At 49.2% G+C, this 26456-nt stretch carries 19 protein-coding genes; 13 read left to right on the top strand and 6 right to left on the bottom strand.

The features are described 5' to 3' along the window. Positions 1-404 precede the first annotated feature (404 nt). Positions 405-2183 (top strand): ABC1 kinase family protein, encoded by a 1779-nt coding sequence (locus H6F68_RS26865; protein WP_399315245.1) that lies wholly within the window; start codon positions 405-407, stop codon positions 2181-2183. Between the two features lie 64 nt (positions 2184-2247). Then, positions 2248-2619, top strand: a complete 372-nt coding sequence (locus H6F68_RS26860) for a hypothetical protein (RefSeq protein WP_190433085.1) — start codon at positions 2248-2250, stop codon at positions 2617-2619. A 25-nt stretch (positions 2620-2644) separates the two neighbouring features. Here the strand turns inward: H6F68_RS26860 and H6F68_RS26855 are convergent, their stop codons facing one another. Together H6F68_RS26855 and H6F68_RS26850 are read right to left on the bottom strand one after the other, a co-directional pair. Beyond that, entirely contained in the window at positions 2645-3571 is a 927-nt protein-coding gene (locus H6F68_RS26855) for a tetratricopeptide repeat protein (RefSeq protein ID WP_190563775.1), read from the bottom strand. Continuing rightward, positions 3568-5229, bottom strand: a complete 1662-nt coding sequence (locus H6F68_RS26850) for a hypothetical protein (RefSeq protein WP_190563773.1) — start codon at positions 5227-5229, stop codon at positions 3568-3570. The genes H6F68_RS26855 and H6F68_RS26850 overlap by 4 nt, the downstream gene beginning before the upstream one ends. A 600-nt stretch (positions 5230-5829) precedes the next feature. Here H6F68_RS26850 and H6F68_RS26845 point away from each other — a divergent pair. From H6F68_RS26845 to H6F68_RS26835, 3 genes are all read left to right on the top strand, one after another. Beyond that, on the top strand, positions 5830-7881 hold the full coding sequence (locus H6F68_RS26845; RefSeq protein ID WP_190563771.1) for an elongation factor G: 2052 nt from the start codon (positions 5830-5832) through the stop codon (positions 7879-7881). 99 nt (positions 7882-7980) lie between these two features. Next, on the top strand, positions 7981-8205 hold the full coding sequence (locus tag H6F68_RS26840; protein ID WP_190433079.1) for a hypothetical protein: 225 nt from the start codon (positions 7981-7983) through the stop codon (positions 8203-8205). Next, entirely contained in the window at positions 8202-9308 is a 1107-nt protein-coding gene (locus tag H6F68_RS26835) for a 1-acyl-sn-glycerol-3-phosphate acyltransferase (protein ID WP_190563769.1), read from the top strand. Before H6F68_RS26840 ends, H6F68_RS26835 begins: the two co-directional genes overlap by 4 nt. Here the strand turns inward: H6F68_RS26835 and H6F68_RS26830 are convergent, their stop codons facing one another. After that, entirely contained in the window at positions 9309-10955 is a 1647-nt protein-coding gene (locus H6F68_RS26830) for a DUF3352 domain-containing protein (RefSeq protein WP_190563766.1), read from the bottom strand. 171 nt (positions 10956-11126) lie between these two features. Here H6F68_RS26830 and cofH point away from each other — a divergent pair, with 171 nt between their 5' ends. After that, positions 11127-12281, top strand: a complete 1155-nt coding sequence (gene cofH / locus H6F68_RS26825) for a 7,8-didemethyl-8-hydroxy-5-deazariboflavin synthase subunit CofH (protein WP_190563764.1) — start codon at positions 11127-11129, stop codon at positions 12279-12281. A gap of 61 nt (positions 12282-12342) precedes the next feature. Here cofH and dut read toward each other — a convergent pair whose 3' ends face one another. Next, positions 12343-12780, bottom strand: a complete 438-nt coding sequence (dut, locus tag H6F68_RS26820) for a dUTP diphosphatase (protein WP_199300374.1) — start codon at positions 12778-12780, stop codon at positions 12343-12345. 67 nt (positions 12781-12847) lie between these two features. Next, positions 12848-13657: a dCTP deaminase domain-containing protein gene (locus tag H6F68_RS26815; RefSeq protein ID WP_190563762.1), complete on the bottom strand. Its 810-nt coding sequence runs from the start codon at positions 13655-13657 to the stop codon at positions 12848-12850. A gap of 425 nt (positions 13658-14082) precedes the next feature. On the opposite strand from H6F68_RS26815, the gene H6F68_RS26810 reads away from it, so the two are divergent. The 3 genes from H6F68_RS26810 to tilS all read left to right on the top strand — a co-directional run bounded on the left by H6F68_RS26810 (position 14083) and on the right by tilS (position 18051). After that, on the top strand, positions 14083-15849 hold the full coding sequence (locus H6F68_RS26810) for a DUF3352 domain-containing protein (protein WP_190563760.1): 1767 nt from the start codon (positions 14083-14085) through the stop codon (positions 15847-15849). 99 nt (positions 15850-15948) lie between these two features. Next, complete coding sequence (ccsB, locus tag H6F68_RS26805; RefSeq protein ID WP_190551354.1) at positions 15949-16980, top strand: c-type cytochrome biogenesis protein CcsB; 1032 nt, start codon at positions 15949-15951, stop codon at positions 16978-16980. An 87-nt stretch (positions 16981-17067) separates the two neighbouring features. Next, positions 17068-18051 carry a tRNA lysidine(34) synthetase TilS gene (gene tilS, locus H6F68_RS26800; RefSeq protein ID WP_190563758.1) on the top strand — a complete coding sequence of 328 codons (984 nt, stop codon included), beginning with the start codon at positions 17068-17070 and terminating at the stop codon, positions 18049-18051. A gap of 39 nt (positions 18052-18090) precedes the next feature. On the opposite strand, the gene hmpF is transcribed toward tilS, so the two are convergent. Continuing rightward, a complete protein-coding gene (gene hmpF, locus H6F68_RS26795) occupies positions 18091-19845 on the bottom strand; it encodes a pilus motility taxis protein HmpF (RefSeq protein ID WP_190563756.1) in 1755 nt (584 codons plus the stop codon). Positions 19846-20846: 1001 nt separating this feature from the next. On the opposite strand from hmpF, the gene H6F68_RS26790 reads away from it, so the two are divergent. From H6F68_RS26790 to H6F68_RS26775, 4 genes are all read left to right on the top strand, one after another. Further along, positions 20847-22124: a response regulator gene (locus tag H6F68_RS26790; protein ID WP_190563754.1), complete on the top strand. Its 1278-nt coding sequence runs from the start codon at positions 20847-20849 to the stop codon at positions 22122-22124. A 144-nt stretch (positions 22125-22268) separates the two neighbouring features. Beyond that, entirely contained in the window at positions 22269-22634 is a 366-nt protein-coding gene (locus tag H6F68_RS26785) for a response regulator transcription factor (protein WP_190433054.1), read from the top strand. Positions 22635-22644: 10 nt separating this feature from the next. After that, a complete protein-coding gene (locus H6F68_RS26780; protein ID WP_190433052.1) occupies positions 22645-23175 on the top strand; it encodes a chemotaxis protein CheW in 531 nt (176 codons plus the stop codon). A gap of 125 nt (positions 23176-23300) precedes the next feature. Beyond that, positions 23301-26258, top strand: coding sequence for a methyl-accepting chemotaxis protein (locus H6F68_RS26775; protein WP_190563752.1), 2958 nt, complete (start codon positions 23301-23303; stop codon positions 26256-26258). Positions 26259-26456: the final 198 nt, after the last annotated feature.

The raw sequence follows: 26456 nt of genomic DNA, 5'->3' as shown, positions 1-26456 counted from the left end.
TCTACTAAAACCCCTGCTGTCAGCGATTTAATACGAAACTACAGCAATATTTACAATCTTTAGGCTTTGACTAGTCAGAGTTTGGGTTGTCTACTGCTTGTAATCTCGAGGTTGCTGAACTTTTACTACTCAGAGGTTCACGCTAATTGCAGTGATCTGCGACACAAAACTTAACGCTACCCGCGGTCGTATCCCAGTTGTTTGTAGTTTCCTATACTATAGTTAATAAAAAGATAAGAAGATTCAGGGGTCTGACCTAATCGCAGCTTAGGTGGTTACCCGTCGATTTCAGTCGAAGATCAGTAGGTACTGGGCAGGCCGAGTGACAGCTCAAGATGTAGATGTTGCGGCGACTGTCAGGCTTTTGAGACGTTAAATCCCGCACAAAAGAGGCGTAAAGAGGCGTGAGTCAGCATCAACTGGTTTCTACAGCAGAAACACAACCGCGTTCCACCGACCTTGGCTGGCGGGCTCACCGCGAAAAACCGCTCTCCACTCGCAAGTATGATGCTCAGGCGATCGCCCGTCACTACCGCTATCGCCCTCTCCAAGCTATCTGGCGTGCTCTTAATATTCTTTGGTCTTTTGCCTGGTTTGTCCTGGGCTTGAAGTTCGATGATTGGCAGCACCGCACCGAAGCCAATAAATTTAAGCGGGCTGCTCAACTCCGGATTCTGCTAACTCGCTTGGGTCCCACCTTCATCAAAGTAGGGCAAGCGCTTTCTACTAGACCCGACTTAGTGCGGAAAGACTTTTTAGAAGAACTGGTGAAGCTACAAGACCAGTTACCACCCTTCCCAACCACGATCGCCTTTGGCATTATCCAGGAAGAGCTAGGTTACGCAGTTGACGAGATCTACGCTCAGATTTCACCAGAACCGATCGCGGCTGCCAGCTTAGGTCAGGTATATCGGGCACGCCTTTACAGCGGAGAAGAAGTTGCGGTCAAAGTGCAGCGGCCCAATTTGCTGCCTACGCTGACACTAGATCTGTACTTAATGCGCTGGGGTGCCGCTTGGCTCGGCCCTTGGCTCCCTCTCAATTTAGGGCACGACCTCACCTTAATCGTGGATGAGTTCGGTACCAAGCTGTTTGAGGAAATTGACTATTTGCACGAAGGTTACAACGCCGAGAAGTTTGCTGATAACTTCCGTGACGACCCCACGGTAAAAGTCCCCAGTATCTATTGGAGCTACAGCAATACCCATGTCTTGACGCTGGAGTGGATTCACGGCTTTAAGCTCACTGACACGGAAAGCATTAAAGCCGCAGGTTTAGATACAGATACCTTAATCCGCATTGGCGTGACCTCTGGTTTACGTCAGCTTCTAGAGTTTGGCTTCTTCCACGCCGACCCGCACCCTGGCAACTTGTTTGCCATGCCCGATGGTCGCATGGCATACATTGACTTCGGCATGATGGACCAATTAAGCGAAACCAACAAAGAAACCTTGGTGGACGCGGTGGTGCATCTGATCAATAAAGATTACGTGGAGCTAGCCGCAGACTTTGTTAAACTCGGTTTTCTCGCTCCCAACACCAATATCTGGCCGATTGTCCCAGCGCTAGAAAGTGTGTTGGGCGATATCATGGGCGAAAGCGTAGCCGACTTCAACTTCAAAACTATCACGGACAAATTCTCGGAACTGATGTACGACTATCCGTTCCGGGTGCCTGCCAAGTTTGCTCTGATTATTCGTTCGTTGGTGACACAAGAAGGATTGGCGCTGAGCCTCAATGCTGGCTTCAAAATTGTGGATGTTGCTTATCCCTATGTGGCTCAGCGGTTGTTGAAGGGAGAATCACCTGAGCTGCGGCGTAGGCTAATTGATGTGCTGTTCAAGGATGGTAGATTTCAGTGGCAGCGACTGGAAGATCTAATCGCGATCGCCCGCTCTGATACTAACTTTGATTTACTACCGACGGCTCAACTCGGTCTGCAATATTTGCTGTCGCCAGAAGCCAACTTCCTACGCCAACAGCTCATTCTCGCTCTGATTGAGGACGATCGCCTGCACACCGAGGAAGTTCAGCGGCTCTGGAACTTGATTAAAGACGAACTCAAGCCTGCCCGCCTTTTTAGTGCGGCTTGGGGAGCATTAGCTGGAGCCTCCATGCAAGGAGCGGCGGCGCTACTACCCACGATTCCCTTTGCTAGTTGGCAGACTCCTCAAAATCACTAAAAATTGAGGAATATCCATAGATTGATACAATTGAGCGTCAGCAACTGCATATTAGGAGTTTTCTGTGTTTACTTTCCCTGACCCGCCCTACTTCTTACTGGTTGCTGGCCTCCTGATCAGCATTACTTCTGGGGTCGCGTTTGAAGCAACTCTAAAGCAAGCGGTGCAAGATTGGGCCAAGAATCGCTCCACTCGCACCCTAGCCGCTTTGCAAGGCATGCAGCTGTTTGTGCCTTTCTTGGGAATTACCGCAGGTGCCTGTCTCTTTCTAGGTTCTGGGATGGAAATTTTTGGTTTTAGCACCAAATTGTCCTACGCCCTCTCTCTTCCCTTATCAATTTTCACGAGTTGGCTAGTTTGGTCGCAGTTGGGCAAGATTTTGATCCAGCTAGAACAGGGTGGCTCACAAGCGCTGGATCTAGATTCATTCAACTAACTCTGCCTCAGCCTTAATCTCTATTTCAAGGTGCTGACGCACTACCTGCCTGAGCCTGTTGCAGTTGCTTTTCAGCATTTGCGGCCCAGGCAGTATTGTTTTGAGCGCTGTACAGGTCTTTGGCGTACTGCAAGACCTGTTGGGCATCTTTGTATTGCCCTTGCCGCAGAAACACTAACCCCGCACCATAGTAGGCATTGGCGTAGTTAGAATTAGCCTCTGCCGCTTGGCGAAAAGCCACTAAAGCTTCTGATAGCTGCCCTTGCTTCAGCAAAACAGACCCTAAGTTGTAATGCGCTTCTGGATACTTAGGGCTGATTCTAATCGCCTCACGCAGAACCGCGATCGCCTCAGACATCTTGCCCTGCTGCATGTAAACTACCCCAAGATGATAGGCAGGTTCGGGAGCGGTTGGGCTAAGCTGTTGTGCCCGCTTGAAGGTGGCGATCGCCTGGTCTAGAGCCCCTTGCTGTTCCAGCACCAAGCCCAAGTTGTAATGAGCCAAGCCGAGTTTGGGATCGATTTCTAGCGATCGCTGCAAATATTCCTTGGCTTGCTGTAAATTGTTACCTTCCAACAACGCTGCGCCTAAATTGGCATAAGCCAGAGCAAATTTGGGGTCTACTTGAGCCGCTTGATAAAACGCATTAGCAGCAGGTTGCAACTCACCTTTTTGTCGGAGTGCCAACCCCAAGTTGTAGTGAGCTGCTGCCAAGCTAGGGTTGAGCTGAGCCGCTTGCTGAAAGGCTGCGATCGCGGGTTCTAGCCTACCTTGCTGAATTGCTCGCAACCCTTGCTGCATGACTTCCTCGGCTGTTTGGGTAGATTGAGCTTGAGCGACTAATGATGCCCTCATCTGCCCATTCCAATTGCTGTGCAGTAATCCTAGCTGGATCAGCACAGCCACACCCAGCCAACCCAACTTATAGACAAATTGATTGTGGTTTTTCATCCAGGCTGAACTCCCATCAAACATGCTGCTGTTAGCACTGTAAACTGCTTGGTTTGAAGAACGGAACATTGATCCATGAATTGAGCTAAGGCAGGCGTTTGTCCTTGTTGTAAACGAGCGATCGCCTCTGATGCAACAGGTTGGTATTGATGCAGCCAACGCTGCCACCTTGGTCCTGGCATTAAGTATGCTGGTGTAAAAGCATCCTGCTCAATTAAGAAAAAATCAACCCCATACTTCGCAATGAAGCGCTGCACGTCCTGAAGCTCAGGGCTGTAATGGGCTTGCACCAAATCGATTGCTCGTTGGCGAATTTGGCTGTAGTAACCCAAGTGGTAAGGAAAAGCAAATTCTCGGGCCACTAAAATAGAGCGTTTGGCGAAAGCAGGCAGATTACTAGCTTCTTCCGCTAAAGAAGCAATCAGCGTATCTTTGGGCTGTTGAGCCAAGAACTCATATATCTCAGGCACCCGACCTTTAACTTGCAAGTGAGTGCTCAAAAAAATACTGGGTACGGCTGGAACCACAAGAGAAGCGATCGCCAAGATTGCCACCAACCCTAAACAACCCCGCTGCCACAGGTTCAAAGCTGTTCGGCTTCGTCGCATCTGAACCAGCCAGCGTAGACCTGTTTCTGCAAGTAGCACTAAGGTAATTCCTGCGGCTAAAGCCATGACTATCCGGAGGCTGTACTCCATATAGCGACCGGGAAAGTGCAACTTCAAGAAAACCACGTGTGCCAAGCCAAACAGTCCCACTGAGGCGATGAGCACTTGAACCAGTAGCTTAATTTGGCTGGAAACTTGGCGAACTAACGCCGACGGATAGCGCAGTAATAATGGCAGGAACGCTCCAGCCCAAATGACAGGTGGATGCAACGGCAACCGGATGCCGCTATCCCCCACAAACCAAAAGGTGAACAAATTTGGGATGAAGAACTGGGCACGACCATCTACACCGTACTCTGGCATGAGTTTAGCCTGAGCCGCTGTAACAATGGGGCCAAATTCGGCAGCTTGCTGGGCAAAAGGCCACAAGGCGAAGAGAGCGATGACTAAGCTCAAGCTCCACAAGATCCAAGTTTGGCGATCGCCTACCCAACGCAATTGGCCTTTGTGCCAGCGCCACAGCCGTACCGTAAGAATGGCAATTTGGAGTAAGGCCATTTGGGGATAAAACAGGGCTTGCAGCGCGATCGCGAGCAGGCAGGGAACGAGCGATCGCTTTAGCAAGTAATACAAGAATGCCAAGAAAATTGGATATAAAAAGGAACGGGAAGTGGCAGAAATTAAATCGTCATTAAGCCACCAGGACTGATTAAGAATGAGTGTGGATAGAAAAGCACTGATAGGAACTGGAAATAATTGCAGAGCTGTACCAAAGCCATAGACACTAGCAATTAGCCCCAAAAATAAAGGTAGAAACTTAGCTATAACTAAAGGCTCGGCTCCTAGTTGGTTCATCGCCCAATAAAAACTTTTATAGCCTATAGGAGCAATAGATTCTAGATAATTAGCAATCAAATCATTCGGAAATAAATTTGGATTAGAAAATCGTTCTAACCAAACTACATGCAAACGAGCATCATCTTGAATCAGATAGGGCTGGCTCAGCGAATCGGCCAATGAAATCAAACCGAAATAAACTGTTGCCGCCAAGCTTAAAATCAACCAAAATTTTTTACTATTTAGAAGCTTCCAGTTAAGTTTGGTAGTTGCAACTAGGGTTTTGGATTGAAGTGGAGGAAGAGGCATGCAGTTTCAGCAGGGCTATGCAACAATTCGAAGAAAATTAAAGCAATGTTCAAATCTATAGCTGTTATTGCACTTAGTCAAATCAAAGGCTTAACTCTGCCTTGCTCCAACCATCTGCGCAGTCAAAATAGCTGTCTACCATGAATTTTCTCTATCCCATTCAGCCGCGATCGCCAGATGAGAAGATACGGCAGCTAACTCATCTTTTTAGCGAAATTCGAGTTTTTTATAGACAAGCTATTAAAATTCACCCAATTCTATTCATACCGAATTGCTAGCAACCTACAGATTAAACCAAGTCATAGAGTTGTGAATTAATAGCTTGAGAACTGTAAAGACTCATCAAGATGACTGTTACATAAAATTTTACTAACAAACCTCTATTTGCAATCCCAAGCGCGTTAATCTAATCTTTGAAGCAGTTAAGATTTCTGTGTTGAAAGCTGAGCAGTCATCTCAATTGCCGCTTTACTTTTTCACATAATTAAATAAGGAGAGCGACCTATGAACAACAAAGTAGAGGTGGGTTCGCGAAACGTAGCCATTGTTGGTCCTTATCTGAGTGGAAAAACCACGCTTCTCGAAAGTCTTTTATCGGTTACAGGGGCAATTAATCGTAAAGGTCGGGTGCAAGACCGTAATACCGTGGGGGACAGTGCCGCTGAAGCCCGCGATCGCCAAATGAGTGTGGAAATAAACGCCGCCAGTACTGAATATGGCGGCGTTCGTTTTACGTTTGTAGATTGTCCTGGTTCAGTTGAATTTGCTCAAGAAACCTACAACGCTTTGATTGGTGTCGATGCTGCGATCGTGGTTTGTGAAGCAGTGAGCGATCGCGTCCTCACCCTCGCTCCCTTATTTAAGTTTTTGGATGACTGGGAAATTCCCCATCTCGTCTTTATCAACAAAATGGACCGCGCCACCTCTCACTACATGGACGTGCTCCAGGCTCTGAAGTCGGTTTCTAGTCGGCCTCTGGTGCCACACCAATACCCGATCGCCCAAGGCGAAGAGATTGTGGGCTTTATCGATCTGGTGAGCGAGCAAGCTTATCACTACCATCCGGGTGCACCTGCTGACCCCGTGCCACTCCCAGAAGCACTTCGGAGCGAAGAGCAGGCTGCCCGAGCGGAAATGCTAGAAGTGCTGGCAGACTTTGATGATCATTTGTTGGAAGAACTGCTGGAAGAAATTAATCCCTCCGAAGAAGAAATTCTGCAAGATCTGAAAATGGATCTGGGTGCCGATTTGATTGTGCCTGTCTTCGTTGGCGTGGCTGAGCAAGATTATGGCGTCAGGCCACTATTAGAAGCGCTGCTGCGAGAGGCCCCCGATGCCGAGACCACGGCAGAGCATCGAGGCACGGTTCTCAGCGCTACGGCTCCCTTGGCTCAAGTGCTGAAAACCTACTACACTCCCCAAGGCGGCAAGCTCTCTCTCGTGCGGGTTTGGCAAGGCACAATTAGCGATGGCATGACGCTAAACGGCGTGCGAGTAGGCGGTTTGTATCGCCTAATGGGGCAACAAACCCACAGCATGACCACGGTTCAGGCAGGCGAAATTATTGCCATTAGCCGCTTGGAAGGTGTGAAGACCGGGGATACGCTGACCACGGTTGATTCCCAACCTACGGCTGAACTGCCGAAAGCCGAACACATGGCTCCTGTGTTTGCGCTCGCCATCACACCTGAGAAACGTAACGATGAAGTGAAGCTCAGCGGTGCCCTAACCAAGCTATTAGAAGAAGACCCCTCTCTGGCTTGGGAGCAACACGGAGATACCCACGAAGTTATTCTGTGGGGGCAAGGCGACATTCACTTGCAGGTGGCGCTCGATCGCCTGCGGCGGAAGTATAACTTGCCCATGAGCACGCATCTGCCCCAAGTACCCTACAAGGAAACGATTCGCAAACCCACCTCTTCTCATGGGCGCTACAAGCACCAAACCGGAGGGCATGGGCAATTTGGAGATGTTCACCTAGACATCAAACCGCTGCCACGGGGAGAAGGTTTCAACTTTAAGGAAACGATCGTGGGTGGTGTGGTGCCACGGCAATACATTCCGGGTGTGGAAACAGGCGTGCGGGAGTTCTTGGTACATGGACCGCTGGGTTTCCCGGTGGTGGACGTCGCGGTGACTCTTACCAATGGTTCCTACCACAACGTTGATAGCTCGGAGCAAGCCTTTAAGCAAGCAGCGCGGATTGCCATGCAGGAAGGTATGAATCAGTGTGAACCCACGTTGCTAGAGCCGATTCTGGCGATCGCGATTTCTATACCCACTGACTTCACCTCCAAAGTGCTGAAGTTGGTGAGCGGGCGACGGGGCCAGATCTTGGGTTATGCCGCCAAAGACGGTTGGCATGGCTGGGATGAGGTTGCTGCTCACTTGCCCCAGGCGGAAATGCACGACCTAATTGTGGAGTTGCGATCGCTAACGATGGGTGTGGGTTACTTCCATTGGGAAGCGCATCACCTGCAAGAAGTTCCAGAAAAGCTAGCTGAGAAGGTATTAGCTTCCAACAGCAGCAACGGCAACGGTAACAATCGGCATTAAGTTTCTGCCCTACCAAGCGCTATAGATTGGCCTTCTGGTAGACGCTAAAGCTAAGCAGAGAGTGGCATATCAGACAATACGGCTATCTGGTATGTCACTATGTTTAGCTTATTAGAAACCACTATTCGGCCACTACAACTGAATTCTAAAGTGCTAGAGGTGGCCTATGAACTGTATTTAGAAGCACCCCAAGCGAGTCATCCCGGCATTAACCTACAAGAACTGTCCCGACGCACTGGAGCCAGTTTGATGGAATGCCGCAATGCGATCGTTGAAGCGAACCAAGTAGGCAGATTCCCGAATTGCTCTCTGTACACAACATGAACTGGGATCATACGGCCTACAACGATGCCAGCGACTCTCCCTACGATTCGTGCCCCAATTCTACGGAGCAGCATTGTTCACCTGCGCTTAAGTCGCCTTCTGCTTATCGTTTTAGTTGGTTTGACTGGTTTTGCCTCTGGTATCCACCGGGCTGGCTGATTTTGTTTAATCGCCACTGGCAGCATTACCATGACGATCCTGAAGGCTGGAATTGGCTGGATTACATGCTGTTTCTGATTCCGGGAGGCTTTTACCTAGCCTCTTTGATCCGCTGGTTGCGACTCGGTGGTCGGGCACCCCGATCTGAAGGAGGCGAGGTTAACCCTGCTTATCAACAAGCATTTCAAGATGAAATCCTGCGTCCAATTGTGCAACACTATTTCCGGGCAGAGTTGCACCAGTTAGAGCATTTGCCTGCCACAGGCCCAGTGGTCGTGGTGATGAATCACGCAGGTATGGCTTTTCCCTGGGATTTTATCAGTTTAGGTTGGTTACTCAAGCAGGAACGAAACTGGGTGATCCAGCCACTAGCTCATACTATTTTCTTTGATCATCCTTGGTTGAATTGGTGGCTCCCTCCGAGTTGGCCTCAAGTCTTAGGTGGGGTAAGGGCGGAGCGTCAAAGTTTTGAAGTAGCCGTAGCTAATGCAGAGACAAAAACGGTAGTACTTTATGCCCCAGAAGGCTGGCGCGGCTTGATTAAGGGGTGGCGGCAGCGCTATCAGTTGACTACGTTTGACCCTAGTTTTATTCAAGTCAGCGATCGCCATCAAGTCCCCATTCTGCCCGTGACTTGCATCGGCAATGAATCGTTGCACCCCTGGGCCTGGAACTTCAAAACCTTAGCTCGTTGGATCAAACTACCGCTGTTTCCCATTTCGTTGCTGATGGTAGCGTTTGTGCTCTTTCCCTCAATGGGCGTGTGGGCGATGCGATCGCGGCTCAAGTACACGGTGCAACCGCTCTACCAACCTTGGCAGGAAGCAGGAGTTACAGCACCAGATCAGCCCAAGCGATCGCACGCTTACCAACAAGCCCAAGCTTTGCGATCGCAACTTCAAGACCAACTCAACCAGTTACGTAGTAACGCGGAAAGCAAATAACTACTTCAGGCTCACCGCTTTGGGTTTGAGAGCTAACAGCATCTCGACCTGAGCGGTGGTTTTGTCTGGTTGCGTTACAGTGATGCCAAGGCCACGAATAGAGTTCAGCATGGCAGTTGTTTCGGGTGTGATGCTGCTGGTTTGAGTTTTTAACAGGCTGGTATTCATCACGGCCATGATTTTGTCCATATCGAGATAAAAGTAGCCTGCATTCGGCTTAGCCAAAGAACTTGTCACCATTTTGAAGGCAGCGCTTTGATCTAGAGGCTGCTTGGCTGGGGCGGTCATGCCATCGATGAGGGGGCTACCCACTGCGATAAAGAGAGAATTTTGATTTAGCCAACCGTGCCCCAAAACGCTTTCCTGTTGTGGCAATTTCCATTCAGTAATAGTTTTGCCATCCACATTGCGTTGTGCCACGCGCATAAAATTCTTTTGGGCGATCGCATCTAGTTTGGTCAAAGTAGCCTCAGCAGTCGCGCGATCGCTGGTTTCTAGGACTAACACGCCGCCAAACCCAACCGAGGACAAAACCCCTTGATTGAGCGCGATCGCCCCTAGGCCAAATTCCCCATCCATCCAGCCAAACACCTCTTTATCAGCATCCAGATTGACAGCCTGTAGCTGTTGCCTCACAGTGTCAACCACTATCTGGCTCTGGGGCACGTTTTGCGACTGCTCTACCATCGTCGTCCAGGCGGCTTTCAGCCCTTGCCCAGTCACTAAGGCGATCGTGTCTGTCGGAAAGGCAGCGACTACTTTGCCCGGAACGGGTTTGTACTGCATGGCGGTGGCTTGGGGTTTCGCTTTCGCCTTGGCTTTCACCCGCAGCCCAGAATCATCTACGCCCACACCCACGACCAAGGATTCCACCTGGTCTAGCTGCTGCATGCTTTGTGGCGGGATTTGGGACGCTTGCGGGCTGTTGGCGATCAGTTGTTTGACCGAAGTGCCGTAGTTGGGTAGATAAATCTGCGCGATCGGATTTTCTACATCTACGCCCGTTGCCATCAGTCGAGCCGCCCCGGATTTATCGGCAAAGGAAGGCGCACCTTTGAACGTATCGACTGCTTGTTCTACCGTGGCTTTTTTGTGAGCAAGCACCAGGCGATCGCTGAGCACGGCGCTGTAAATCGTGCTGTTGGGCTGATCCTTTTGCGTGGTGGCTGAGATCTTGATGCCTTTGTAATCACTCTCTTGGGTTTGAACTCCGGGCTGGGACTTGGCTTGATTGGCAAAGGCTAAAGCTCGAACTTTGTCTTTAATACCCACGACCAGCAGAGTGTCCGACTGCTGGGTGCCTTCAGACGCACTCGGTAGCACGGCCACCATGACATTGCCGACCCAAGGCTTCAGGTCTTTGTCATAGTTGAGTTGGCTGCCTTTGAGCAATGAAGCCTGGAAGCTTTGCACTCCTTGACCGACAAACTTCTGAGCCTCTGGGGTGCCAAACTGTTGCAGTTGGTCCCAACCTTTGGCATCACTCGCAATGAAAGTAGCCATCAGCGCTTCATCAGGCACCACTTCCGCACTCGCAGCGGGACTGGATGAATCAATGGGGCCGCCTTTCATGAACCAGTAAGCAGCACCCCCAACGACAACCGCGATCGCAGCAACAGGCAATAATACTTTTTTGAAAGCAGACATGGGAACCAAGTTCTCCTAGTAGCGTGGAATTTTAAGCTCTAATGTGAAACGGGGCTAAACCTAAGACGGGATGAGCGCTGGGCTTGATAGAGGAAACACAATTCTTCGGCTTGATTCCAGTGTTCCCTGCCACAATGGATCAAAGATTGAATCCTTCTTTAAGAATTTCTTGTGGCTAACAACAGAGTTGACGCGATTTTGCACCGCGCCTTAGCGGGTGACGACATTTCTCCAGAGGCAGGGGTGACGCTGCTGCAACAAACCGAACCCGCCGCGATCGCTGCCATTCGAGAAGCGGCAGACCAATTGCGCCAGCAGCAAGCAGGCAATACCGTTACTTACGTCATCAACCGCAATATCAACTTCACGAATATCTGCGAGCAGCACTGTAGCTTTTGCGCCTTTCGTCGGGATGCAGGAGATGAGGGTGCTTATTGGCTGGATAACGCCAAAGTTCTCGAAAAAGCTACAGATGCAGTGCAACGGGGTGCCACCGAAATTTGTATGCAAGGCGGGCTGAATCTAGAAGCCAAACTTAATGGCAGTTCCCTAGCCTACTATTGCCAAGTTGTAGAAACGATTACTCACCAATTTCCCCACCTGCATCTCCATGCTTTCTCACCTCAGGAGGTGCAGTTCATCGCGCGGGAAGATAATTTAAGCTATTCCGAAGTGATTGCTGCCCTACAAGCAGCAGGCGTTGACTCCATGCCAGGAACCGCCGCAGAAGTGCTAGACGATGAAGTACGTCGCATTCTCTGCCCAGAGAAGACTGACAGTGCCACCTGGCTGGAAATCGTGGCGACTGCTCACCGCTTAGGCATGCCTACCACGAGCACCATGCTCTCCGGGCACATCGAAACGCCAGAGCAACAGATCAAGCATCTGGAGCTGCTGCGATCGCTCCAGCAATCTGCTCAAGACCGAGGCGATCGCGGCATTACTGAGTTTATTCTGTTGCCATTTGTGGGGCAGGAAGCCCCGAAACCATTACGTCGTCGTGTTGGCCGCGATCAACCGATTCTAGCCGATGCTCTGTTGCTGATGGCAGTGGCTCGCATCTACTTAGGTCGCTGGATTCCTAACCATCAACCCAGTTGGGTCAAGCTCGGCTTAGCAGGGGCAACAGAAGCTTTAACTTGGGGCTGCAACGACATTGGTGGCACCTTGATGGAAGAGCACATCACCTCAATGGCGGGGGCGCAAGGTGGCACTTGTATGGAAGTTGATACGTTACAAGCTGCGATTAGCTCTCTAGGCCGACCCTATCAGCAGCGAGATACGCTGTACAACGCGATCGCCACTCCAACTCTAGTGACTTCTTAAACCGTTCGCTCTCCAACAGGGTGGTTATGCTGTCATCACTAAAACAGGACTCAGACTTTTACTAAACTCCAGTCGAGCCAAACCCGCCTTCTCCTCTACGAGTCTCTGATAAATTTTTGACTTCCTCAATCTCAGCTCGTATTACTGGTGCAATAACCATCTGAGCAATTTTCATACCTTCAAGTACTTTGAATGGTAGCTTGCTGTGATTAATAAGGATCACTCCAATCTCTCCTCTATAACCAGCATCAATAGTTCCTGGAGTATTGAGTACTGTAATGGAATGTTTAAGCGCAAAACCACTTCTAGGTCGAATTTGTGCTTCTGTTCCCTGTGGTAGTTCTATGGAAATACCTGTTCTTATAAGGACAGTTTCTCCAGAGGAAATTTCTCGCTCTTCAATTGCAAACAAATCTAAGCCCGAATCATCATTATGCTCATATTTAGGTAACTTAGCAGAATCAACTAGTCTTAAGACCTTGACTTTTATTTTTTGCATTTGATCCTATACCTTTCTCGTCTGTTGGAGTTCTTTGTTTTCCTACCTATAAAAAGAGATTCTGCCGTTAGTTTTTTCCGATATCAGCAAGTAATTTAGTTAAAAGCGCAGTAGGCAAAGCAAACATGGAACCGAAAAGAGCATTCATTGCAGGATCGTACCAAATCTGGTTGGCAATTTTTTCTTTCCGCGAGGACAAATATCCATAAGCGATGAGATTTAAAACAAATAGTGAAACTAAAACTATATAAACTGCTCCAGACCTTAGCCTTACTCTAAAGGCAGTGCGCTTCTCTAAAACCTCTTGAAAATCTTGACTCCCTTTCAATTTGTTTTTTAATCTGTCAGGAATTTTCCTAAAATCCTGATCTAACCATGCTTCCTCCTCTGGACTTAAATCGTAACCTCGTAATACATCTGGGCGACCTGGATCATTTCCGGGCTTAACAGACGCTTCAGTCCTCACATATTGGAATACCAGAGTTACAAAAGTATCCTCTTCAGGAGTGAGCGGCACATCTTGATCGCTATGATTATGAACAGCAATCAAAGAAGAGCCAACGTATTCTGGGTCTAGTGTTGTACCGATATGAGATAGCCCTTTTGAAACCAAAGCAACTTTAGAATGGTAGGTTCCAGCTATTTTAAATGATACCCAAATAGCCTCATTGGTTTCTATAAGAACTGTTGATCGTTTAGGGATTATCAACTTATTAGTTTGAGCGTCATATACACTTTTTTTGGTTTGCAAGCTCCATGCCAATTTACTAGCGGTAAGATTGTAGCTAGCTCCTCTAAGTTTATTCTTTGAAAATGGATATATATAAATATTGTTTCCAATCTCTTTCTCAATATCTACATTGCTCAGTGTTGACATATGCTATTCAAGTGCTACGTGACACTATCCATCAAAATAGCATTCACTAGTTTAGATCGGTACCCTCTCTACTCATAGGCAACGTCCCGTCAGCAACTTCACGTATTCCTATTTTGAAACAGCCAAGAGGTACGCTTCAGGCTATTGTCTTAACTGAGGGCTGAGCAGCATAACTATTAATAGACTGAAGATTTCTGTATTGCATGCTTGTAAGAGTGATTAGATAGAAACTTTCTGCATAACACCTCAAATTGAATAGATAGCTGGAATCTTCCCACTTTCACTAGAGAACTTTGCAAGGCTAGGCAATAACCGATCGACTTCTGATGGAAAGCTATCCGGATATAGCAAGCCACAGGCCGATAATACTTTGCTAGAGTGTCAACGGCGTTGCGTATTCTGTCTGGCTAAGAGAGCTTGGGGTCATGATCGAGAAGAAAAATAAGGTTGCTCTACCACTAACGCTAGGAGCAGCAGGCTTACTGATTGCAGGGGGAGCGGCGACCTACTGGTTTATTACTCAGAGAAACACTGGCTCAGGCGAGCTACCCGTGGGAGCCAACATCATTCCGCAAACCGCTCTCATGGCAGTTTCGGTCTCGACTGATCCAGGGCAATGGCAAACCCTCAGACAATTTGGCACCCCAGAAACCCAAGCCTTAGTAGACCAAAACTTAGCTCAGTGGCGCGATCGCCTGCTGACTGCCAACGGCTACAACTACCAAAAAGATATCCAACCCTGGGTTGGCAGACAAGCAACTTTCGCCTTCCTACCTTCTCAAACAGCTACACCCGCTAGCCCCTCCCCTACCCTGCCGGCTCCCACTCCGGGAGGCCAGCAATCGGTAGTATTGGTTCTACCCATCACCAATCCGGGTCAAGCGCAGCAAGCACTCTCTCAGCCCAAAACTGGAGCAGGGACTCAGTGGACGCAGCGGGAGTACAAGGGATTTCAGATCCGAGAAACCCAGGGAGCGCCAACCCAAAATTACTCCGCTACTGTTCTGGACGGACGCTTCTTGGTGGTTACGACCGATCCCAAGATCACCGATCAAGCGATCGACACTTATAAAGGTGGTGCTTCTCTCCTCAACGCTCCTGGATATACCGCCGCCTTCAACAAGATTGGCACCAATCAAGCCTTTGCCAACCTATATGTCAATGTGCCAGCAGCAGCAGCAGTAGCCTCCGCCAGTTCAGCCGTTCCGGTTGCACCAGAAAGCCTCAGCCAGCAAATTCAAGGCTTGACTGCTGCCTTTAGTTTGCAGCCGCAGGGCATTCAGGTTCAGAGTGTTGCTTGGTTGAAGCCAGACAGCAAGAAAAAGTACACGGTTGCCAATGCGGCCAAGAATATGACTAACCGCTTGCCTGCGGAAACTTTGGTCATGGCTTCGGGTGGCAATCTCAAGCAGCTTTGGGAGCAGTACATTCAGGGAGCCAACACCGCGACTTCTCCTAACCTGACCAATCCCCAAGTTCTACGAGAGGGGCTGCAAACTCAGACAGGTTTGGACCTAGACAAAGATTTGCTGAAGTGGATGGATGGGGAGTTTTCCCTGGCTTTAATTTCTAATCCGCAGAAAGCGCCGACAGATTTACCCGCTGGCTTGATGTTTATGGTGCAAGCGAGCGATCGCCGAGCCGCCGACAAAGCTTTTAAGCAACTCGATGAGGTGATGGCGAAGCGGTACAACTTCAAAGTCAATGAAGTCAAAGTTGGCAATCAATCCACGATTACGTGGTCACCCGCACTTGGAGGCGCGATCGCCAGTCATGGTTGGTTAGATAGTAATGTTGCCTTTTTGACGGTGGGTGCGCCTGTTGCTACCAGCATTATCCCCAAGCCCGCAACTCCTTTAGCCACCAGTGAATTATTCCAGTCCACCGTACCCGCAGAGCTAAAACCAAATAATGGGCACTTCTTTATTGATGTCGATCGCACGCTTAGCAGCAACCTAGCTTTGATTCGGCTGGCTCCTAGCAGTCAGGTTTGGGCAAAAGCGATTCAGGCGATCGGAGTCACAGGGGCAATTAGTGACGAGCGCACCACTCGCTACGACGTGTTTGTGCGTTTGCGTCAAGGTAACAAGCCAGGCCCATTACCCAGCCCTTCGACCAGTACTAACGAAACTCCTAGTCCCACCACATCGCCTACGCCTTCTCCAGACGTTTCTCCCACGCCATCTCCTTAGGAGCCGCTTGATAGGTAGGCTACCGACAAGACCCAGGAGTCGATAGGATAGGATCAGCCTTATTAGCATCCAGTCTGCAAAACTGTTGGGAGAGCGTCGATGGATTTGGTTGAACTTCAAGGCAAGTTAGACAATGTCTCGTTTGCCGTTTTATTTGTCACCATGCTGATCTACTGGATCGGGGCAGCGTTTCCCAAGATTCCGCTCTTGCCAGCATTAGGCACTACTGGGATGGCGATCGCTAACCTCTGCACAGCAGCCCTTCTAGCGGCTCGGTGGCTAGAAGCGGGTTATTTTCCCATCAGTAATCTCTATGAATCTTTGTTTTTCCTAGTTTGGGGTCTGACCACCATCCACCTGATCGCGGAGAACATGAGCCGTAGCCGCTGGGTGGGGACTATCACCGCTCCTGTGACGATGGGGATTACTGCTTTTGCTGCCTTAACCCTACCAGACGAAATGCAGGCTTCCGCGCCATTGGTACCTGCCCTCAAGTCTAACTGGCTGATGATGCATGTCAGTGTCATGATGCTCAGCTACGCCACTTTGATGGTGGGGGCGCTGCTGGCGATCGCCTTTTTGATTGCCACAAGAGGCCAAAAAATTGAGTTACACGGCAGTTCGGTTGGCACAGGTGGCTTCCGCGAAGGAGCCTATCGCTTACGTCGGGCGGGAGAAGCTGTGAACTCAGAGGTGAGCACTGAACCCGCGTTAGCTTATGCTGCTGACAGCAACGGTAGTGGCGGCACCGCAGTCCTGAATGCGGTTGGTGCTGAAACAGCTACTAGCGAACTCCTTTCGCCTCAACGCCTCAGTTTGGCCTCAACCTTAGACAACATCAGCTATCGGATTATTGGTTTGGGCTTCCCTCTGCTCACCATCGGCATTATCGCGGGTGCAGTTTGGGCCAATGAAGCTTGGGGTTCCTACTGGAGCTGGGACCCGAAAGAAACCTGGGCCTTGATTACCTGGTTGGTTTTCGCAGCTTATCTCCATGCTCGGATCACTAAAGGTTGGCAAGGTCGGCGTCCAGCAATTTTGGCAGCTAGCGGTTTTGTGGTCGTCTGGATCTGCTATCTAGGAGTTAACCTGCTGGGTAAAGGACTTCACAGCTACGGCTGGTTCTTCTAAACCGCAAGTTATTTTGCAGTTGCAGTCAGTTCTCAGTTGAAGAGCTGGCTGCTTATTTTTTGACATGATTTAGCCGTACTAGGGTCTATGAGTGCTCCTTCTACTTGGACACCTATACATGCCAAAGTTCATCAAACTCTGCGATCGCGGCAGTTACTACCCCGACAACGGCGGTTATTAATTGCCGTCTCTGGCGGGCAAGATTCGCTCTGCCTAGCAAAATTACTTTTAGACTTGCAGCCCAAGTGGAATTGGCAGGTCGCGATCGCCCATTGCGACCACCGTTGGCGAGCTGACTCAGCGGCGAATACAGCGCATGTGCAACAGTTAGCCCAGACTTGGCAAGTCGAATTTTATCAACGCACAACCACTCAAGCCTTACCTAGCGAAGCAGCCGCAAGAACCTGGCGCTACCAAGCACTCACCGAGATGGCTCAAGCCTATGATTACTCATGCTTGGTGACAGGTCACACCGCCAGCGATCGCGCTGAAACGTTGCTCTACAACTTGATGCGGGGCAGTGGAGCCGACGGGTTGCAAGCTCTAACTTGGCAGCGAGCCTTAAGCCCAAAAATTAACCTGGTGCGGCCTCTACTAAATTTGACGAGGCCAGAAACTGCTCAATTCTGCCAAGTGTTTAACTTACCCGTTTGGGAAGACTCGACCAATCAAGACTTGAAGTATGCCCGCAATCGGATTCGGCAAGAATTACTGCCTTACTTACAGCAGCACTTTAATCCGCAAGCAGAAAAAGCTTTGGCACAAGCGACCGAGTTGCTCCAGGCAGATGTGCAATATTTGGAGCAAGCTGCGATCGCGCTACGCCAGCAAGCCCAACACCCCTCTCAAAGAGGTTTGAATCGATTGGTGCTAGGGTCTGCTCCTCTCGCGCTGCAAAGACGAGTAGTTCGGCAGTTTCTCCAAGCAGCCCTGACCAAGGCGCTTAATTTTGAACAAATTGAAAAGGTGACCAACCTGATTACAGCCCCCAACCGATCGCAAACGGACCCATTTCCGGGAGGGGCGATCGCGGTAGTGGAGGGTGAATGGATTTGGCTAAAACAGCTCTAGCCCTACTTCATTCACCCCCACTCATCTAAACTGGGCTGACTAAGGAGCTGCCAACTCTGGCGTATTCATCAAGCCGACTAGCACTTGTCGCATTTCGGCGATCGCTTGCAGTTGATAGTCGCTGGCTTCTTGGACTTGATTCAGTACACCCGCGATCGCTTCCAGCTTTTGCCGTACTCCATCTACATGATCTTGCACAGGTTGCATCATCTCTTGATAGAGGCTGACCTTACCCGACAGTTCTGCCAAGTTAGCTCGCTGAGTTTGCAGGTTTTGCTCTAGCTGCTTCAGCTCATTTTGTTTCTGGGTCTGCTCATTAGATTGATGATCGACCATGCTTTGGGCTTGTTGAATCGCACCCCGCATTTGTTCAATCTGGTTTTCCAGCTTTTGCAGTTCTTCCGCTTGCTGCTGCTTAATGTTTTCAATCTGAATTAAGGCAGGTGCTAGGTCAATTTCACTCTCCTGTTTCACCGCTTCTGATTTGCCTTCTCGTCGCAGTAAAACAGCTTGGTGTTGCGCCAGAATTTCTTCCCGTTCCTTGAGGTTGCGTCGTTGTCCCACCAAGGTTTCGTTCAGCATTTGATAACGGTCTTGCTCATCCGCTAGCTCGGTCTCTAGCCGGAGACGGTCATACTCGCTGGCCTGCTGAATTTGAGCTTGCACCTCTTCAATCGTCTGCTGCTGAAAACCTAACTCTTCTTCCTGGTCATTAACGAAACGGAGGATTTTTTCCCAGTCGCGCTGAAGATCTTGAAGGACTCCTTGAAGCTCGCCCAGCGGCATCGTTTCTAGCGCTTCAACGTCAACTTTAGGGCTAATCTTAACTTTGTCAGAAGTTTCCGATAGCCGATACAGTTGCTGATGGAGCTCTTCCTGGTTTTGCAGCCGCAGACCTAGCGTCTGGGCATAGTCTTGCTTGAGGTTTAGAGCGTTTTGCTGTGCTTTCAACTCAGCTTTGGCCTGCTCCAAAGAAGTCTGGGCTTGTTGCCACTCGCTCCAGCGAGTTTGTAGATCTTGGGCTTGGCGATCGACTTCTTGTTGTAGCTGTTGAGCGCTGGCCCGTTGTTGCTCTAGTCGCTGCCAATGCTCGGTCAGAATGTTTTGCTGGCCATTGATGATTTCAACGGCCAAATTCAGTTGCTCGCGAGCCGATTCAGTCGGAGCCACTGAACCAGACAAGCGGTTCAATAGCTCCTGAATTTTACCGGCTTGTTCATCATCTAGAACCGCCGATTGCTGAATCTCGGATTGGCGTTCCTCTAAGCGTCGCATTTCACCATGTAGGTGAGCCCAAGCTCCTTCCAGTTCCTGGTTGCGGCGCTCTAATTCTTCCCGGAGTCGGTTGGCTTCTTCTCGCGATCGCTCAATTTCTTGGCGCTGCTGCTCTAGCTGCTCAAAATCTTCTTCTATTTGCTGAAGCTGCTCCCGCCGTGCTTCCATTTCCATTTCACGGCGATTAAGCTCTTGGCTTTGATAAGTCAGAGACTGCTTCCACTGCTCAATTTCTTCTTCCTGGGTCTTAAACTTTTCTTGCAGTCGAGAGAAATTTTGCAGAATAGTCACTAGCTGGCGGGAGGCTTCCTGTAGCCGCTGCACCTGCTTATTCGCAGTCAAGTCAGCTAGTACCAAGGCTCCTGCGTTAAAGCTATTCGCCTCATCTGAAGGAATAACTTCTTCCCCAGGGACAGCAGCCCAACTCTGCTCAGAGCGCTGACAAGCCAGCAACTTTAGCTCTGCCTTACCACTACCAATGAATCCGGTCTTTTTTTGTACTTCTGCTAGATACAGCACGCCAATCGTCCTCTTCCGTGTCGATGCCCAGTTCCTTGTGTCAGATAAGCCTTCTGCCAGCAGTTTCATTCGCCCTGCTAAACCCAGTTTAAGAAGAGAACATTGGTTGAGCAATATTCTTTAACACTGGGGTTCTTGCTGGGAACGCTACTGAATCCACCTACATAAATATGAGAGGTTCATGATGAGTCTACTGCTCCTACCATCTCTAGTTTATTGGTTTTTACCTGTTGCTCGCTGCAAGCAGTCTCTGGGGAGGGGCATATCCTTAACCACTTTTGCAACCCGAAAACGCAGCGGTCTTAGCGTCATCGTAGCCTTAGACTGTTTTGCCTCTCAACTTGCTGCCACCTGAAGTCAATGTACATTGACTTTACTAAGGACTCTTACAGTGAGTAGCGCTATATAAAGCTCCATTAGAGATGAAGCAGTAGAGCTATTCACTCGAAGTAAAAGCCTAGCGCCATCATACTAACCCCTACAACCCACGTTACGGTGAGAAAAAACTATTGGATCTGAATAATCAAATTTTTGTCGTAAAAGCAACAAATTTAGAATCCACAGTTCCGATTCTGGCTTCAGGCCAAGAATTGAAGATGCCAGTAGACCTGCTGAAGTCTTAAACTAAACTGAAATATATACTTCAGTGGACTCATCCCATCACCACAATTTAGCATCATTTTTAGTAGTGATGTCGAAGCAGTAACTTCCAAGGCATTTCTAAGTACCATCAAAAAACTTCTTTTGATTTATTGATAAGCAAATCTTTAATGTTACGAACGAGGAAAATCGCTCGACGTTCAGTTCTACCAGTAACGGCCTGCCATAAAAGAAAACTCGTAGGAGGTTTGTAAAAGTTTTAACACAAGTTTAATTTCTTACTGATCGTTATTATTTTGTGTAGGAACACCTGCGGTAAGCAAGAAGTTTGAAGCGATTTGAGTCAGGGTTCCACTTGACAAGCGTCGAAGCTGTTCTTTGGAGAGCATCATAGCTGCATCATGCAAGGCAAGTTAAACGAGATAGACATCCGCAGCATTCTACAACTGATTGAGCTAGGTCAAAGAACAGGTGAGCTTTGTGTTGAAGCCTATGGTTCTCTGCCAAGCCTGATCAGCAGTGATCGTCTCGGGCGATCGCTATCTACCCAGTCTTGGTTTGTCTTTTTTCTCAATGGCCAAATTGTCTATGCCGCAGAAGGGGATGACAGTTTAGTTCGCCTGCGTGACTATCTCCGCCGCTACAAAGTAGAAGCCGCACTCGATAACGTCACCGTCCCCTCGGTCGCTGCGATCAACGCCCCTGAATATGGCTACTTGTGGGCACTGCTAGAAAATCATGTTTTAACACCTGCTCAGGGACGTAGCATCATTCAGAGCATGGTGCATGAAACACTTTTCGACTTACTGAGTCTCCATCAAGGTTCATTTATTTTCGAAATTGGCTCCGCTTTGTCTCCTCAACTCACCACTCTGGAGATTAATCCGTTGGTGGCCAAGATCATGAAGCAAGTCCAAGAGTGGAAACAGTTTCACCCTCACATTCAATCACCTGATCAATGTCCGATCATTGCTGACGCCAAGCAGCTACAAGAGGCTCTACCGGAAAACGCCTTCAACAGCCTGCACCGCTGGGCAGATGGCAAAACCTCAGTCCGACAGATGGCCCGTTATCTCAACCGGGATATTCTCACTGTTGCCAGAGCTATTTACCCCTACGTGCAGCAGGGGCTAGTACAACTGCTATATCCCACCTCCAAAGAAACAATTGCTAGCAAGCAGCCGTTTTCCCTACAGATGGTTCGAACTCCCAGAGTGGTTTGTATCGACGATGGGGCAAGCATTCGTAAAACTGTGGAGTACATGTTAAGCCAACATGGTTATGAAGTTACATCCATTGGGAATCCTCTTAAAGCACTGAGCTTAGTATTTCAACTCAAGCCAGATCTAATTCTTTGTGATATTGCTATGCCGGAGTTGGATGGTTACGAAATTTGTGCCATGCTACGCAAATCAACGGCTTTCCGGCAAACTCCTATTGTGATGTTGACTGGGAAAGACGGATTTATTGATCGGGTCAAGGCTCGTATGGTCGGGGCGACTGACTACCTGACCAAACCATTCGGTGAAAACGAGTTACTCATGCTAGTGGAAAAGTATGCTGGCTCAGGCGACCCCGATCGCCCCAAGCCAGACAGGCTGCTTGCTGATGCGCTAGAAGATGAGTTAGAAATTGACCTTGGCGATCCAGCTTCTGCTTCCTCAGCGCCTTTTAGTTAAGCATTGAGGGTATTTTAGTGATTAATTAGTGATTATTCTAAAAATCAAGGATTAAGGTGAATAACACAAATCTAAAGATTAAGTTTAAGAGTGTACGCGGTCGATCTTTCCCGTTAACCTTTGCAGTTAGCAGGTAGGGTGGTTATGAGTACAGTTCTAGTTGTGGAAGATAGTGTCACGCAACGGGAGATGATCACAGACCTTCTCAAAGGAAGTGGCCTAACTGTTACTGTAGCTAGCGATGGGGTAGAGGCGTTAGAGCGCATCCAAGCACATTGCCCTGACTTAGTGGTCTTGGATATTGTGATGCCTCGCATGAACGGGTATGAGGTTTGTCGTCGTTTGAAAGCAGATCCCAAAACCCAAAATGTGCCTGTAGTGATGTGCTCTTCCAAAGGTGAGGAGTTCGATCGCTACTGGGGCATGAAACAAGGTGCAGATGCTTATATTGCTAAGCCCTTTCAACCCACAGAGTTAGTTGGAACAGTCAAACAGCTGCTACGAGGATAGGTAGGCGTGAATGGTTGGGAACCCAGATTTTTTAACAGGTAGAGGCCAAGACCAAGCTCCAGAATTTCAGGAATTAGAAAGTCCTGAAGGTGAGTTGCACCTAAGATTCTATGTATCTTCAGGCAACGAGTTTGCTCTACCTGCTACAGGAATTCGGGAAGTTATTTCACCTTCGCCGGATCGGATCACTCCCATCCCGAACGTTTCCCCTTTGCTTTTGGGTACGCTGAATGTACGTGGGCGCGTTATTTGGGTGGCTGATTTAGGCCAATTTCTAGGCGATGCTAATCCTCTCAATACAGATAGACCAGAGATTCCTGTCATTGCAGTCGAAGATCAAGACACCATGTTAGGGTTAGCAGTTGATCGAATTGTGGGCATGGATTGGCTAGACATTGATGAGGTACAGATGCCAGCGAATGTTCCGGATAGTATGGCTCCGTTTTTGCGGGGCGAATGGATGACGGACAATAAAGACGACAAGTTGCTCCGACTACTCGATCAAATTGCAATTCTTCGATCAGCGCGGTGGGCAGCATGAGTCAGCTCATGAATTAGTTAGATTTAGGGTTGAGCAAGGTGGTTCAATCACCCGCTGCAAACCAATCCACACAAGTAGGGTGAGCTTCGAGCAAATGGGATACGTGCAATGGCAGGAGGAGGCAAATGGCATCCAGCACTGAGTACGCGCAAGACTATCAACAAGCCCAGAAGGCATATTATCAGGGCAGTTATGAAGAGGCAGCGGCGATTGTCGATCGCCTGGCTCAAGACTTTCCTGATGACCCCAGTGTCCATCTTCTAAAGGGTCATATTTACTGCTACGGACTCCAGCAGTATGATGTGGCGCGCGAGCAATATCAACGGGTGCTGGGCTTGACCTCTGATCCTGAATTTATTGACTACGCGAATAGTGGATTGGCTTACACTAACGAATCTGATGCGGATGCAGGAGCCGCTTCAGCAGCTAATTTGGATGATGGCTCTCCTAATGTTCAAGAGCTAGATAATTTTTCAGGTGGCTCTGACTATGGAGCCGCAGAAAGCTGGCATGCCCAGGAAGAACCCGCCTTTGACTTTAACAATGCTGAGTTAGAAAGTTTCGACGATTTTGACTCTGGCTTGGGTTTGACAGAAATGCCCATGGCTTTTGATGAGCCTGTTGACACGCCTGCGACAGCAACACCTTTCTCCGATCCATTTGCTAACAGTTCTTATGCAAGTTCTGAGCCTTTAGACAATACTGCCGATCCATTTGCCTTCGACGAATATCTAGATGCTCAAGATCCAGGAACTCATCCACAGTCTCAATCTGGAACTTCCCAGGAGTTTTCGCCCTTTGGCCACGACTCTAGTTTGGGGCAGAGTGAGTTTGATGCATCGCTCGATCAGTTTGACGATGTCTTTCAACCCCTAGATTTTCCAGAAGATGATCTGAGTCCAGACGCTCAGTTGTATGCGGCTGAGGAGGAAAGCCTCCCTAGCGATCGCCCATCGGCTTTAGACTCTTTCCCTGGCGGCAACATTTCTGCCAATAGTTCATACAGCTCTAATCTTCCCTTAAGAGAAGACGAAACTCTCTTCATGGCTGATGAGGAGCTAGATGACTTTAATGCTGATAATTTTGGCTACGCAGACTTAGATTCAACCGGTTATAACTCCAGCAACTACGAGCAAGATGAGCAAACTTTCGTCTCATCTTCCAACTGGAACGGCTTTGACGCCCAAGACAACAACGTTAGCACCTTTGACGACGCCTTCTCAGATCCAGAATCTCCTGTGACCGGAGGCTCCTCTAGTGAAGCAGGTGGACGCCAGAGCAGCATCGACTTTCTAGATGAGTTCGATGAATTTGATGATCTAGGCAACCTACCTGACTTTGATATCTCTGAAAGCTCTGCGGGTTTCACTAGTCCTTCGGTCGGCTCAGCTGCTTTTGGAGGCATGGGTGGTACAGTTTCCGGCTTAAATAGCCGTCGCGGCCACGAGAGCGCTGCCCCAGAGGCAGGCGCAGGACTGAGCTTTTCCAATATGGGAGAAGTTGATTTCAGCGATAGCGGCGATCGCTCCATTATTCGAGACGATGAAGTATTTGGGATTGCTGGCAACTCTGAGCAAGTCCCCATCTTCACCCAAAGTGACAGCCTCAACGTAGAGCCTACCGTCACCTCCGAGCAGGGAATGTTGTCGTTCTTAGACAATGCCTCGCTTAAAACCAAGCACTTAATCACAGCGGGTGCAGTGGGAGTAATTTCGGCTTTAGCAGTGGCAACGGTTAGTTGGGTCGCAGCGCGGGGTGCCGTAGAGCAAAAGCGACCTGAAGTCATCGCTAGCTTGAGGCAAACGGGTCTAATCATGGCTGTTGTGGCTGGTGTCACTAGCGGTGGTGTCGCTTACTTTATGGGTCGCAAAACCGCCAATCAAATTCAGCGAGCAACTGATAACTTGCAAGCTCAATTTCAAGCGGTCTCTCAAGGGAATTTAGATGCTCGGGCTTCGGTCTATTCAGAAGATGAGTTTGGTCAATTAGCCGCTGGCTTTAACCAAATGGCACGGGTGATCCTCACGACTACAAGTGAGGCGCAACGGAAGGCGGAAGAGCAAGAGCAAGCCAAAGAAGATCTACAACGCCAAGTAATTCGCCTCCTAGATGACGTGGAAGGGGCGGCGCGGGGTGACTTGACAGTTCAGGCAGAAGTCACCGCTGACGTACTGGGAGCAGTTGCCGATTCGTTTAACTTAACGATTCAAAACCTGCGCGAGATTGTACAGCAGGTGAAGTTGGCAGCCCGACAGGTAAACAAAGGCGCTTCCGACAGTGAAATGTTCGCTCGCAGCTTATCGTCTGACGCTTTGCGGCAAGCAGAAGAGCTAGCGGTCACCCTCAATTCTGTCCAGGTCATGACTGATTCCATTCAACGGGTAGCTGAAAGTGCCCGCCAAGCAGAAGAGGTGGCTCGTTCAGCCTCTGCGACAGCGCTCAAAGGAGGTGAGGCAGTAGAAAGCACGGTTTCCGGTATTCTCAAGATCCGCGAAACAGTGGCAGAAACCACCCGAAAGGTGAAGCGGCTGGCCGAGTCGTCACAAGAAATTTCAAAAATTGTGGCGTTGATTTCCCAAATTGCTTCTCGTACCAACCTCCTGGCACTTAACGCTAGTATTGAGGCAGCGAGGGCGGGTGAAGCTGGACGTGGTTTTGCCATTGTGGCTGATGAAGTCCGACAGCTCGCAGACAGGGCCGCGAAAGCTTCGAAGGAAATTGAGCAGATCGTGCTACAAATTCAGAGCGAGACAGGCTCCGTAATGACAGCAATGGAAGAAGGAACTCAACAGGTAATTGAGGGAACTCGCTTAGCAGAACAAGCGAAGCGATCGCTCGAAGACATCATTCAAGTGTCTAACCGCATTGATGCCCTTGTCCGTTCCATTACTGCCGATACGGTAGAGCAGACTGAAACTTCGAGAGCGGTCGCTCAGGTAATGCAGTCGGTTGAATTAACGGCACAAGAAACCTCTCAGGAAGCTCAAAGAGTTTCGGGTTCTCTACAAAACTTAGTAGGAGTTGCGCGCGACCTCTTGACTTCTGTAGAACGGTTCCGTGTAGAGGCTGGGGAGCGGCAGTAAAGGCAACTTTTAACGCTTGGATGTCGCGGAATAACTCGAAGTTAATTTGTTTTGATGTCGATTTTAAAAGGATCGGGTACATTAAAACAATCTTAGGTAGAAGCCCATCTGAGCGCAGGAAACAAGCTAATTGATGCTGATGGCATAGCCCTAGAGCGGCTCCCTGCCTTCAAATTCTGTCAAACACAACCCAAACGC

The sequence above is a fragment of the Trichocoleus sp. FACHB-262 genome, from assembly GCF_014696035.1.
Taxonomy (GTDB): domain Bacteria; phylum Cyanobacteriota; class Cyanobacteriia; order FACHB-46; family FACHB-46; genus Trichocoleus.
Note: the sequence above shows the minus strand (reverse complement) of the source record. Positions and strands in the feature narration are given on the sequence as shown.

Bases quoted from the DNA above. Each gene is read 5' to 3' on its own strand.
- H6F68_RS26855 (WP_190563775.1), bottom strand. From the start codon at position 3,571: ATGAAAAACCACAATCAATTTGTCTATAAGTTGGGTTGGCTGGGTGTG.
- H6F68_RS26845 (WP_190563771.1), top strand. From the start codon at position 5,830: ATGAACAACAAAGTAGAGGTGGGTTCGCGAAACGTAGCCATTGTTGGT.
- H6F68_RS26840 (WP_190433079.1), top strand. From the start codon at position 7,981: ATGTTTAGCTTATTAGAAACCACTATTCGGCCACTACAACTGAATTCT.
- H6F68_RS26835 (WP_190563769.1), top strand. From the start codon at position 8,202: ATGAACTGGGATCATACGGCCTACAACGATGCCAGCGACTCTCCCTAC.
- H6F68_RS26830 (WP_190563766.1), bottom strand. From the start codon at position 10,955: ATGTCTGCTTTCAAAAAAGTATTATTGCCTGTTGCTGCGATCGCGGTT.
- dut (WP_199300374.1), bottom strand. From the start codon at position 12,780: ATGCAAAAAATAAAAGTCAAGGTCTTAAGACTAGTTGATTCTGCTAAG.
- H6F68_RS26815 (WP_190563762.1), bottom strand. From the start codon at position 13,657: ATGTCAACACTGAGCAATGTAGATATTGAGAAAGAGATTGGAAACAAT.
- H6F68_RS26810 (WP_190563760.1), top strand. From the start codon at position 14,083: ATGATCGAGAAGAAAAATAAGGTTGCTCTACCACTAACGCTAGGAGCA.
- ccsB (WP_190551354.1), top strand. From the start codon at position 15,949: ATGGATTTGGTTGAACTTCAAGGCAAGTTAGACAATGTCTCGTTTGCC.
- tilS (WP_190563758.1), top strand. From the start codon at position 17,068: ATGAGTGCTCCTTCTACTTGGACACCTATACATGCCAAAGTTCATCAA.
- H6F68_RS26790 (WP_190563754.1), top strand. From the start codon at position 20,847: ATGCAAGGCAAGTTAAACGAGATAGACATCCGCAGCATTCTACAACTG.
- H6F68_RS26785 (WP_190433054.1), top strand. From the start codon at position 22,269: ATGAGTACAGTTCTAGTTGTGGAAGATAGTGTCACGCAACGGGAGATG.
- H6F68_RS26780 (WP_190433052.1), top strand. From the start codon at position 22,645: ATGGTTGGGAACCCAGATTTTTTAACAGGTAGAGGCCAAGACCAAGCT.
- H6F68_RS26775 (WP_190563752.1), top strand. From the start codon at position 23,301: ATGGCATCCAGCACTGAGTACGCGCAAGACTATCAACAAGCCCAGAAG.